The 12715-nt window shown below is 39.9% G+C and carries 7 protein-coding genes; all 7 read right to left on the bottom strand.

Annotated features, from left to right (window positions below):
* Positions 1 to 11: 11 nt before the first annotated feature.
* The 7 genes from T546_RS0104715 to T546_RS0104685 all read right to left on the bottom strand — a co-directional run bounded on the left by T546_RS0104715 (position 12) and on the right by T546_RS0104685 (position 12673).
* A complete protein-coding gene (locus T546_RS0104715) occupies positions 12 to 6389 on the bottom strand; it encodes a hypothetical protein (protein WP_026890632.1) in 6378 nt (2125 codons plus the stop codon).
* Positions 6390 to 6440: 51 nt separating this feature from the next.
* Positions 6441 to 6656, bottom strand: a complete 216-nt coding sequence (locus T546_RS0104710; protein ID WP_024837081.1) for a hypothetical protein — start codon at positions 6654 to 6656, stop codon at positions 6441 to 6443.
* 125 nt (positions 6657 to 6781) lie between these two features.
* A complete protein-coding gene (locus T546_RS0104705) occupies positions 6782 to 7510 on the bottom strand; it encodes a hypothetical protein (protein ID WP_026890631.1) in 729 nt (242 codons plus the stop codon).
* Positions 7511 to 7566: 56 nt separating this feature from the next.
* Complete coding sequence (locus T546_RS0104700) at positions 7567 to 8388, bottom strand: hypothetical protein (RefSeq protein ID WP_026890630.1); 822 nt, start codon at positions 8386 to 8388, stop codon at positions 7567 to 7569.
* A 4-nt stretch (positions 8389 to 8392) separates the two neighbouring features.
* Positions 8393 to 8782, bottom strand: a complete 390-nt coding sequence (locus T546_RS0104695; RefSeq protein WP_026890629.1) for a hypothetical protein — start codon at positions 8780 to 8782, stop codon at positions 8393 to 8395.
* A gap of 253 nt (positions 8783 to 9035) precedes the next feature.
* Positions 9036 to 9884 (bottom strand): hypothetical protein, encoded by an 849-nt coding sequence (locus T546_RS0104690; RefSeq protein WP_026890628.1) that lies wholly within the window; start codon positions 9882 to 9884, stop codon positions 9036 to 9038.
* A gap of 23 nt (positions 9885 to 9907) precedes the next feature.
* Entirely contained in the window at positions 9908 to 12673 is a 2766-nt protein-coding gene (locus T546_RS0104685) for an RNA dependent RNA polymerase (RefSeq protein WP_026890627.1), read from the bottom strand.
* Positions 12674 to 12715: the final 42 nt, after the last annotated feature.

Raw genomic sequence — 12715 nt, 5'->3', positions numbered from 1 at the left:
CTCCGCATTTGTTAACGTTTTCCTGTATGCTGAATCATGGCATTTCTCAGGCCGCCATTTAAGATACCTTGTGCCAGTTCATCTGCATTGCTGCATGACTCAATGCGGATATCTCCAAATTCAAAATTCGTGGTTGTCTGTCCCGTTCCATTTGATACGTCTGTGAGAAATGTTGAAGCAAATGGTGTATAGTTCCAGGCCTGTCCCAAGTTGGAGAGAAGAGTATCCTGCTGCTCGGTGTTGAAAACAGCTTCATTTTTATGAAGAATTGTTGGAAATTCGTCGAGTTCCAGTTTCTTAAGACCTAAGAGCTTCATTTTTGCTTCACGGTTAAATGGAGTGCTGTTACCAATTAGTCCGCCTTGAATGCCGATTTTGAGGGAGTCAACATTTTTGCCGCCAAGGTCACCTGGTCCTCCGCTTACCCAGTCATCGCCTATGTATGGCTCGCCATTAGACTTCTTATTACTCTTTTTATCCTCATCGTCATCGTCTTCTGTGGATTTTAAGTTATCTCGGACTTCTTTTAATACACGAAGCATAGACGCTACATTATCCGTCAGCTGCTGCCAGCTGGAGGTGTATTCGGAAATAGCTCCGTAATTTTTGTTATACTGTTCCAGAGATTTTAAAAGATCTCCGGCAGTGGCGGCTAAGCTTTTCTGAATCTCAGAAAATATGCTGTCACCGTTAGCAGCAGTTCCTTTTATGGCCCCGTAATAATCGTATAAGTTTTGCAGGCCATCGGCAGCAGGCATCTTTTGGTTGAGTTGGGACAAGAGGTCATTGATTCCAGTCAGGGCCTGAGTATAGCTTAAGGTTCCATCTTTGTAGGAGGCAATGTAGCTTTCAAGGAGAGTAGAAATCTGATTGGTGGCATCGATTTGCTCTTTATACTGTAGGATTTGCTCTGAGATACCTGTATACATCTGAGTGATGTTCTGAAAGAGCTTTGTATCATTGCCGGATAAGATTTTATCCTTCCAGCCTTTTCCCAGAATTTCATCGGCTTTGGACTCATTCTGTGCCTGAGAGATTTTGCCGTTGATCTCAGACCATTTATCAGATATTTTCTGTAAGGATTCCAGCTGCTCCTGGTAGGTATCGTTTAAACCATTAAGGGTTTCCTGCAGGTTGTCGATTTGGGTCTTTAGCTCATTGGTTTCCAAGTCGAACTTTGCATCCTGGACCGCTTCTTTTGCTTGGCGTAGCTTGTCAGCATCCTGCTCATATACCATCTGTCCATTGCGGATTACTTTTTCAGTCGCCTGTCGGTTGATCTTTTGAAGATCATACAAGGATTGTTCGTATCTTTGCTGCAATTTAAGCTTTTCGTTTTGTTTGCTTAATAGATCTAATTTATCCTGTAATGATTTTTTGGATGCTTCGTATTCCTCATTGACAGCCTCTTTTTGCTCATTGATGGCCTTGACCTGATCGTTAATGGCACCTGTTACAGCGCTGATGATGGTATCATATTCTCCTTTTACGGATTCCAGGCCGCTTAATAGCTTTTGCAGATCGGAGGAATTAGCGGTGATCTTCTCCAGTGGCATTTTTAAAAGTGCTTCGTTCCATTTATGGAGATTTTGGACCATAGAGGACATTTCTGAGTTTACATTTTGAAGCTTGCTATATAACTCATTCCAATTGTCAGTACCGGCTTCGTATTCATTCATGACATCTTCAATTAATCCAGCCTGCTTTTGGTATTGATCCATCAGGGTGAAGCCGTTTGAAATTAACTTCTGATAGTAGTTGCTGTCAGCCTTTTTGCCGGAAGCTTCCAGTTCACTGTTCCAATTTTCCATGGCAGACTGGATGTTCTTGTACATTCCAGCGACTGTCTCCATGTGCTCGATTGGCATTTTTAGAAGCTGGAAATTGTATTCTTCCTGAGATTTCTTCAAGTCCAGAATAGAGGATTCTAAGTCACTGACTTCCTGATCAAGCTTTTGATATGATTCGGAGTTTTCGGAGTTTAGATTTTGCTCTCTTAAATCCTGCATTTCCTTTCGCTTGATTTCTATCAGCCGTTGGTTGTTTGCTTCCTGTTTTTCTGATTGCTCGATCAGCTTGTTATAAATGGAAGCATCTATGAGTTCACCGGCTGATTTCATGTAGGCAATCTGCTTTTCGATGAGTGAACTAGAGGCTTTTAGTTCATCATTTTCCGCTTTAACGGCTGCTGCTTGATTTTCATAGCTGGCCATAAAGCTTTCGGTATAATTTTTTTGTAGATCAATTTGTTTATTTTTTGATGCTTTTAGCTTATCGTATGCATCTATGGCAGACTGTACGTTTTCTGCTTCCGCTCCTGAAAGATTTTCGGTGGACAATTCTCCTGTCTCTATTTTACTTCTGTAATTGGGGTCTATTTTTGAGAGGGCAGCGTCATATTGAGACTGATACTGGTCAATTATTTTTGTCTGATCTTCCAGGGCAGCTTTATCGTGTTCCACTAGCTGCTGTAATGCGCTTTGGCGGGAGGCAGTCCAGGTTCCGCTTGTTAATGTGCGAGTTAGATCATTGATGGATAGCCCTGATTTCTCGGCCATGTTTTTCAGTTCTTCTAGCTGCTCTATGGTGGGAGCTTCATTATCTAAGATTTCCTTGCCACGTTTAAAATCATTTTCTGATATACCCAGGTAGTCGATGTAGGTATTTGAGGAGGCATCTTTTAATTTGTCACGGGCGTCATCTCTGTTTTTCTCATAGCGCTCGGTCCAGTCGAATTCGCGTGTTTGGGCAGGAGCGCTTTTTGATGCGCCGTTTGATGCTGAATTTGTGGAAGAATTGATTTTTGGAGGAACTATAAGGTCTTTAGCTGCTTCACCAATTTTACTTTTGGATTCATTTGCTATTTTAATCTTTGATCTTAGTGAATCACTTTGGACCTTACTTATTGCCTTAGCACCTTCTTCGTCTAAAGAATAGAATCCGTTCTCATCTATATTTACATATCGTTCAAAAAGGTCTTCCTTACTGGTGGCGTTGGCCCCACTACCTCCGGTAATATTTGCAACGTCATTTTTAAGTACTTCTTCAATACCAGATTTCGCTCGTACCAGATTATTCCAGTTTTTTAGATCCTGGCCATATATGATAGCTAAATCTTCAAATAGTTTTTGGTTACGATCTCTGACCGTACTGAAAAATGTTTCGTCATTTTCCAATTTAAGGAGCATATTCATTTGATAGGTTTCTGTATCATTACCATATGCTGCCTTTAACTGTGCCATAAATTCGTCAGATTCAATTAATCCTTGGCTATACTCAAGAACTGCATTTTGTAGCTCAGGGAATTGTTTGGTAATAGCGCTTAAATTTGATGTGCCAATTTCGCCTGTTTCGTCAAACTCCTGCTGCACATTGCCCATGAGTTGTGAGAGATTTTCCATTCCAGACAATAATTCAGGAGTAGTGACATAGCCTTTAGACGCTTCTTTAATATTTTTAATCGCATCTTCGGCACTGATATTGGTGTCGCCCATAATCTTCTTTAAGCTTTCAAACGATTCAATGGACTTTTCGTTAAGATCACCTGAATTTAGGAGGTTAACGTATTTTTCCATCTCATTTGCTGGTAGCTGAGAGATGGCATTTTTGAACGTCTCATCCTTTTTCTGGTCGATTTCATCAGAAAAGATACTATTAATATACTCCACTAATTCTTCCGCAGTTTTACCCGATACTTCTTTCAGCTTAGCAAAATCGACGTTTTCATCAATGTCTTTAGCAGTTAGAGTTCCGGACACTGCTTTTGATTCTAACTCCGCCTTTGATTTTTTAAATTCTTCAGAATTCCATTGTTTATCAAATTTTTCGGTTGGGGTTAGACCATTAAATTTAAGAATATAGGAATCCATAACAGCAAAAGCTTTTGTAATTAAATCTTTATCTTTTTCTGGATCAAGATTTTTACTGGAATCGTAGATATCCTGAACTTGAGTATCAATACTTTTTTTCATATCCGGAAGAAGGCGTCGCATTTCACTAGTAGTTGCAGTTAATTCCATGTAAGTATTATTACTGCCGTAGTTGGAATCTGATTCTTTTATTCGATCAAGCTCTTTTTGGTTTGTTTCTATTTTTTGCTTGATACTTTCATATTCGTCCATACTACTTTGTAATTTTTCAATTGGATTTCCTGTATAATATTTAGGACTTATATAGGTTGAACCCATAAAGCCATCAGATCGAGGTTCGTATATAACATCATCTACAACTTTGTACTTTTGCTCTGTATTAAAAAATTTACGGGAGTCTCCTTGGGCTTTCTCTGAAGCTTCATTTTCCATCGCCCTAGTAATACCAAGCTGACGTTCCAGCAATTCATTATATGTTTTTAGATTTTCTAATTCTTCTTGTTCCACAAGAGACAGATTATCTTTGCTATTTAACAGATCTATCTTTTCCGCTGTACTGGATAGTTCACTGTTAATGGATTGGATTTTTGACTGAATCTCTGAAAGTGCTTGTCCTGATTCTCTTGCTGCATCTGCAGCAACTTCCATTTTATGGGTATTTTCATAGATGGCCTGGCCTAAATAGGCTAAGGCAGCAGTAGCTAATTGTACTCCAACCGCAATAGCTGCTGAATAGACGCCACCAAGCAAAATAGATTTAAGACGTAAAACATCAGTCTGTACTCCTGAATCCTTTAGGTGTTTTTGATAACTTTCTAAGGACCGGTCACCCTCCTTGACTTTGGAAAAATAATCTTTAAGAGTCGATTGATTCTTAGCAATAGATTCGGCAAATGAATCGGTTGAATATTGGCCTTTTATTAGTTTCTCTTCCAACTCATCAACTGATTTAGATATATCCTTAAAATCATTGACAGAACCTTTAATCGAATCGAAACTAAAAGCGTTTTTTATGGAAGCTGTTTTTTTCTCTGAGGAATCAATATTATCATTAGAAGAAGATATCTGAACCGAATCAACGGAAGAGAGTGACCCATTAATCCCTTCTAACATCTGAGGTATCTGTTTCAAGTTTTCTTCAACCGCTTCTAAGCTAACAAGCGTTTGCTCCAGAAATAACCCAACTCCCGATGACTGATCTTGACTAGTCAATGAGTAAATAAATGAATCCCATGAATTCTGAAGGGAAATAAGCTGACTTTCCCAAGTAGAAGCAGAAGAGATGGCTGCTTCCATGGCTGCTTGACTGCCGTTGGAATAATTAGAAAGAAGCTGTTCATACAGACTCCATTGTTCTAACAATACTTTAATAGGATTAGACATTTCCTGACTATCTATATCCCCAAACATAGAAACATCGTTCTGACTGGAGATAGAAGAGTAGGCATTTGCCATTTCTTCCAGGCGTTTGATTGGCTCTGTCAGCTGCTGTGATGACTGATTCATACGGTTCAGCTGGTCTAAAACGGATTGAATGGATTGCCCCACGAAAGCTCCTGACTGGCTGGAGGAGGCAATAAGAGTTGCTTCTGCAGCAGTCAGCTGGTCGATTCCAATGCCTGCCTTTGCAGCTGATTCGGCATTTGCTTCCATAGCGGTGGTAAGTTCAGACAGTGGTATCTTGCTTTGCATTGATACAGAGATAACGCCCTCAAGAGCCGTGGTAAGTTTATCTACACTGCCGCTGTATTGGTATGCAGTATCCATAGATTTAATAAAGCTGTCAGCAGCCGCTGCAGAAACAGACCCCAGAGACTGGGCTAACAGGGATAGTTCTCCCAGTTCTTTGGAAACAGAGCCGTACCCGCTTTTTGCCATGGAAAGGACGTTTAGGAGATAGTCCTTGGCGGAGGCTCCATAAGTTCCGGCAGATTGAAATGATTCTTTTCCTAACTTTTTAATTTCTTCCCGGCTCATTCCAGCTGCTTTTGAAATATCGTTTAGAATAGAAGAAATTTCTTTTAAGGTGGCCGTAGACTGCTTAAATTTAACAATTCCGGTCCTTGCCAGTTCAAAGGCTGTAGTCACGGAGTTTATTTTACTTTGAATACCAGTAAGGTCCTTTTTGAACCCCTCTGGCTTTAAATCGATTTTTGGTAAAATGGTATATTTAGATAAAACAGAGTTTAGACTCTGGGCGATTTTCATAGCCGAGACTTTCATTCCCTGTTCGCTGATTTTTATCTCTTTTAGTGAAACATTGCTTAATGCATGGTCTAAATCTGCTTTTAATTTCTTATTGTCAATCTCTGCTTTTAAACGGATGACATCTACTTTTTTTTCCAGTTCTTTTATGGAAGCATTTAATTGCGTTCTGCTTTCCCCTTGATAGAGTTTTGCCATCAGGTGAAGCTGGTTGATGGTTTTCTCTATGTTTTTTATATCCTGATTCAGCTGCTTTGTACTCTTGGCTTTGTCCAAAGCAGCGGTAAGTTTTAACATAGAATCATTGTCTGCCATAGATTTTCCTCATTTATATATAGGTGGGAGATTTGGTGAGATACGGTTTTGTTACGGTTTATTTTCCTGCCAGCGCTTATAGATCAGCTCGCTCTTTGCCTTGTGGAACCAGGCGACGATTTTTCCTTCCTGTCGTTCCGATTCCCAGATGAATTCTGGCTGAAGTCCGTTGGAACAGTAAAATATAATCTGTTTTAAGGAGGAAATAGGAATTAAGGATTCCTCTCCATAAACGGATTTTGCTTCTTCTAAAGAATAAAATTTCATAACGTCTCCTTATGCAAAAAAATAGGGAATAACGATTGTAGCGGACTCGTTATTCCCTAAGTGTTATAAATAACACAAACTACAATCGGTTAGACCTGAATTAATTCAATCGTGAAACGAAAACCTTATGCTTCCACTTCCATGTACTCTACCATGTCAGCAACGTTGCCATCCTTATCTTCTAAGCAGGCAAATTCAATTTTTACAGTAGCTGCGTCACCGCTGGAAGAGAAGCTTAAGTCCAGGGCCTTTTTCGGCTTGCACTTATAGCCTGTAATGAGGTAAGGAGTAATCACGCCGCTTTCATCTTTTTCTACTGTTTTCATGGTGATGTAGTAATCCTGTGGATTCTTTTTGTTGTTAAAGCTGATTTTCTGAACGCCGGTTTCTTTGGCGATTAAATAACCTACTTCATAGGAATTGCCAGATAAGATGCCGGCAGCGCTGAATTTATTACCTTCCAAAGTTCCCTGTACGGCTTTACCGCCAAAGTCACCTTCCTCGTATACAAATACGGAACCAGATTTTACGCCTTCTGGAAGAGTGAGTTCTCCAGCAGTAGTACTGGAAATGGTCTTTCTCTCTGCAACAACAGCAGTGGTATCAATGACACCGTCAGATAATAAAGCGTAAAGCTTAAATGGTTTTACCTGTGCTTCAATTGTCATTGTGCCGTCCATTGGGTTTGAGAAAGCGATCTTCTTCGCACCTTTGCTGGTAGCATAGGTCTCGTCTGCTGTAAAACCAAATGTGGTTACGTTTGCGTCCTCAAAGAAGAGATATGGAGCCAGTGTCTTTAACACTCTGATATCCACGTCACAGCAAGTTCTGTTGGCTTTGTTCATGTTTGTCATAATAAAATCCTCCTGATTTTTGAAATATAAAAAAAAGACTTACAAATTTGCAAATCTTAATTTTCGGTGTTTAAGTTTTTGTACCATTGAGAAGGGTCGAAATTGTTCTTACTATCTCCCCATGCGGCCACTGACATGGATTGTATGTCATAGAGTGTGTTATTTTGCAGCCGCTTAAACTGATCGTATAGCTGATAGACTGTAATATCCCATATGTTTAACATGTTTAGGGAAGGGTGTCTGGCAGCAACCGCAGATAAAATATTGGGCAAGTCCATACTTGCACTGTTATCTCTGCTCTTTTCTCGTTTTTGTTCTGCCTCTTTGGCCCGGTAATATAGTTTTTTTGCCATTTCGCTTTTAAATTTTGGCTTTTCTATGACTGTTTTGGAAGGAAAGATGCCATTTCGCTGCAAAATGAGCTCTGTAACCAGAGAATAAATCTCCCTTGGCATTTGGCAATCAGACCTCTTTCCATCGATTGCAATAAATCCCTTATGTTCATGGGAATAGCTTAGGCGGCAATCCAGAAAAAAGGACAGTGCCTCTGTTACGCTTTTTAAAAGCTTTGTATCATAGGAGAAAATGTCTATGGGCAAAATTCCTTCCTTTTCCTCCAGGGTTAAATGATTATATTCCTCTCGAATCTGGCAAATGGTTTGCTTTTCCTGGTGGGAATAGTTTGTAAAATAATCCGGCCCATTTTTATCCATCCCACTGTAATAGGATTCAATGTCCAGTAGTAAAACGCCAAGGAAGGATTGGTAAACCGGAAAGGTGAGGGCCCCAATTTCTCTTAGCAGGGGAGAGCGGATGCTCAGGCCATTTTTTAGCTCCAAAGGTGATATGCTGATAAGTGTTCCGTAATCTAATTTCATAGAACTATTTTTCCTCTTCATAAATAAATTCAAATTCTAACATAGGCTGTTCCCTGTTCTTTATTACGAATGCGCTACTGCAATCGGAATGGACATAGGTTAAAATTCCATCCACCCATAAGTATCCTTTGTCATTCTTTGCTTCCTGACACCATATTCTTTTGTCAGATAAAGTAAGTATGTATTCGTCTCTGTATCCATCCACATGGAAATCGCTTAGCTTTACGTTGCAGAGCTGGTAATCGCTGTTTTTCACGATTGCATTTAATATAGAGCATAGAGGTACGTATCCGGCTACAATATTAATTTCCTGAACAGAAGGGGAAGAAGAATCAGCCAGTGAGATTATTTCACTTATCAAATGATCCACGTTTGGAAAAATGCGTTTTTTCATGGTAATACCTTCTTTCTGATAAATGTACATAATTCCATAATTTTAGTCATACTCTCAACCGGTACAAATAAACGGCAGTCCGACGACAAGGTCAATCGGACCACCGGTGCCAAGGAGTGTTATGAGAAAGGAATGGATTCTTTGTACCTTTCCATATTAGTAAAATTACAATCGAACGTATGTTCTTATAAAAAGCCGCAAAATCAATGGTTTCGTAATGGTATTTTTAGGAGCTCCTCTAAAATGAGCTGGGTTACGCCATTGTTTTGCTGCGATATCGTCTCGTTTTCATCTTTTGAATTTCTCTTTTATGGTTCAGCTTACATGGTTCACATCTGCATTCTCTGCTGGCAGCCCCGGCTTCAAACGTGGCTCCACAGTCCATGCAGGTTATCTTTTTAGTTCCAATGGGAGAGTAATAAGGATTTTGTTTGGTACAGTCGGTGCAGTACTTCCTATTTAAAGAAGTTCTTCTCACCAATATGCCGCACTTAACACATCTGATGTAATTCTCACCCTTCATAACTCTCCATTCATACCCAAGCTTTCTAAAATCCCCAATGAATACGCTGCCTTTTTCGGACTCATCTGCAAACAGTACACGAATACTTAGATTATCTATCTTCTTAGCAAATTCAATGAGTCCCAGCTCTCTTAGCTTATGAAATCGGATATCCTTGTCATACGCCTTGGTGGTAATACAGGCCATCTTATAAATCTCACTGTCGCTGTTTGTCACCCAGTTATTATTTTCCTTATTCCTAAAATTCCCGTACTTGGCAAGGCATAAAAGAGTAAAAGCCAGCCTCTCCAATACCTTGTCGGAGATGCCTTCAATGGTGCTAATCTCCTGATCTGTAATCCAGATGCCGTCACAAAGACATAGGGGATATTTGGGAGCACGGTTCACACAGGATTCTATTGTTTCAGACCAGTCAACCGGATTATATTTAGGATAGTGAGCTTCCATAAATATATGAAGCTTTTCCTTATTCCTTTTGTTCTCCAGCCTCTTCATATGAAAATAATATCTTGCCAGCATACTTAAGGTCTGATAGGTTTTTGTTAAGTCTGGCCGGTTTGTTTCCAGTAAATGTTCCACATATTCTTTTTCATTTAAAATAATTATGACTCTTCATCCTCCCTTTGCTTCCTTTGTTTCATAATAAATGACTCCCCGGCGTACTCAAATTCCCCATGACCTTCCGTCAGCACCGGGTAATTGATAACGTAGTCGTTCTTTTTCAGCAAGTTATTAATAATGGTCTCTCCGCAGTTGTCCCAGACGAACTGCTTCGATTTATCGGTGGTATAGCACATATCCAGCAAAATGTCGCAAAGCTCTTTTTCATTGGGGCAGATGACTTCACAGGCTGCTTTGAATTTTTGAATGAGCAAAGTTCGGTTCATACTTACTTCATCTTTATCCAATCGCTGTGTCTTCGCCTGTTGCTGATAATTTTTCACCTCCAGGTCATATTCTCCTTTTATTTTCTCAATCTTCTTATAATCCCCTTTGCTATAGGGTGCTCCCGATTTTAAGATGGAATAATTAAAAGCAGATACAGCTCTTTGTTTTTGAAGAACATCTTGAAATTCCTGCTCAAAGAGCCAGCAGATACGGTTTACGGTACAGGACTGATTTCCTACTGGCAATCCCTCCTGGTGATATTTAAGAAATTCTAATGCTTCCTTTGTTTTAGCAGGATTTTGTTTGAGTTCTTCCAATGGCATTTGGAACATACGAATGCATTTCTTATTGCTGTCATTGATATACTTTTTGTGTTCAGCCATGAGTTCAGGATAGATGTATCTCATAAAATAAGGCTTTTTATTGGCACAGATTTCAAGACATATCTTTTTATATGCTTTCTCTTCCTCGCTGTTCTCCGGGAGGGCTCTGCAGGCAGACTTATCATACCAGTGCTTTGGCATTGGTTTTGACAGGATACCTTTGGCCTTATCAATGGAATTCTGCTGATAATGTTGGCCGCACATAATTCGGTATTCCAATGTCTGATATTCCAGACTGTCTTTTGGGAAACCGGATTGCAATTCAATCATGGCAGTAATTTTATTGGTAGTGGAACCAATCTCATCTCCAAAAGCAAGAAAATTTGCCTGCACCAGATGGGATTCCTCTGGAATTACTTTCTCGGCTCGTTTCTGGACGCATTCAATGGTGGGAGCATTCTTTGTGTTCTTTACAATAATCGGATGATTGGTAGTAAAAAAGGCATCGCTGTCTTTATCTGCACCATTTAAGGCATCACAGGTGGAATCCCAGGAATTAAGAATCATTCCGGTTTGTATATATTGATACCAGTAATCCATTTCACTGTTATGTACAACCTTTCGCCTTCTGATGTTATTATGACAGGTCATGGGAGCACGAAAGCAGGCAATCTCATCGACACCCCTTTGATTCCAATAGGAATGGTAAACCTCTCCCTGCCTTAAAAGTCCGGATACTGGAAGCCCGAAGATGGACTGGGCAAGAGAGTAGGGGTCCCCGCATACCATGGCAAAGTTTCCGGGCAGTTTAATGGACCCTTTGGCAGCCATCTGGATTCGCTTTCTTATCATGCTGTGGATCTTTCCTACTACAAATGGGTCCTCTGCCATGCGCTTATCTATCATAAGAGCTTTTACAAAATCATGCTCCCATTGTTCGGACTGAAGCTCATTTAAGTTCATTCCTTTTAAAAATACAATGGTTTTTCTCCAGTCATCAAACAATACATCTTTAATTTCTCGGATGGTAGGCTCGCAAAGCTGATACAGCTCATCGTCCGTTAATTCAAAGGTCTGCAGAAACTGATAGTTGGCATTTCTCACATGTTCCAGCCTGTCTGGAGTTGTCTTTGAAACGGAAAACTCATAATGGTTTTCCTTGGAGCATTGTAAAAAGTGTTCCAGGCTGTCATAGGAATCCCATAGCTTTACCATCGAAGTAGTGAGTAAAACATCATAATCCCTGACATCACGTAACGTCCCCCAGGCATCCTGAAAGGTAAAATCTCCGTAGTTCACTTTCTGAGCAAACTCATTAAAGTCAAAGGTAAAGAGCATTCCTTTGGTCCAGGCAAAGCGGGTGTTGATTCCGGAGATGGTATTCTCGTTTGAGGAATCTCCGGAAAGCTCCTTATTTACAATCCTGGAATATTCTGGTGACATCAGTCCATAGCCGTCGGAATCGCAGTAATTTATTTTGTAGTCTTTTTCGCGGCTCATCTCTGGTTCGTCACTGTTTCCGTCCTGAATCAGAATTACATCTTCCTTAAAGGTTACATTGCAATCCTTTACTACGGCAATCCGTGGCATGGAGACAGGAGTAGAGCTGCTGCAGATTAAAGCCTGATAAGCTTCCAGCTTGGCGGGGATCAAAGGTTTACTTAAATCCCTTCCATTATCCATACGTTTTTTTATTTCTTCGTATATGGGACTTCCTATATAAGTGATGGTGGATTTTTTTATGCCACCGTTTGTTCCCACCAGTCTGCGGTAAGGGTATTGATTGATGGTGAATCCTTTGTTTGCTCTTACGTAGTCTTTTTTGGTATTCATGATCATGCAAAAATAATCCTTCTGGTATTGAAGGGAATACAGCTTTTTGTATAATTCTTTGATCTTATTTTTGGATTCCTCGCTTTTTGGTAATTTCTTTTGATGTTTTATTTGTGATTGAGTATCTCTTACTTCCTGATCTAAGTCCTTGATACCATTCAGTTCACAAATCCAGCGCAAAAGCTGGCTGTCACCAAGTGCTACTACATCATTTTTATTCCTGATTGCCGTTTGCAGCGGCAGTGATAATTTCCAGTCCGACTGAGAAAGTCGTTTGCTGGGTATTTTATAAATAAATTTATGGCATGATTTTTCCTTTGCCAAGAAGATCCCCCCTTGATTCATTTGTTATTGGTTATAGTTAAT

Origin of the sequence: [Clostridium] aerotolerans DSM 5434, assembly GCF_000687555.1 — a bacterium.
Classification (GTDB): domain Bacteria; phylum Bacillota; class Clostridia; order Lachnospirales; family Lachnospiraceae; genus Lacrimispora; species Lacrimispora aerotolerans.
Note: the sequence above shows the minus strand (reverse complement) of the source record. Positions and strands in the feature narration are given on the sequence as shown.

What these genes read in the sequence shown, in the direction of transcription:
- T546_RS0104715 (WP_026890632.1), bottom strand. Translation starts at nt 6,389, where the DNA reads ATGGCAGACAATGATTCTATGTTAAAACTTACCGCTGCTTTGGACAAA.
- T546_RS0104710 (WP_024837081.1), bottom strand. Translation starts at nt 6,656, where the DNA reads ATGAAATTTTATTCTTTAGAAGAAGCAAAATCCGTTTATGGAGAGGAA.
- T546_RS0104705 (WP_026890631.1), bottom strand. Translation starts at nt 7,510, where the DNA reads ATGACAAACATGAACAAAGCCAACAGAACTTGCTGTGACGTGGATATC.
- T546_RS0104700 (WP_026890630.1), bottom strand. Translation starts at nt 8,388, where the DNA reads ATGAAATTAGATTACGGAACACTTATCAGCATATCACCTTTGGAGCTA.
- T546_RS0104695 (WP_026890629.1), bottom strand. Translation starts at nt 8,782, where the DNA reads ATGAAAAAACGCATTTTTCCAAACGTGGATCATTTGATAAGTGAAATA.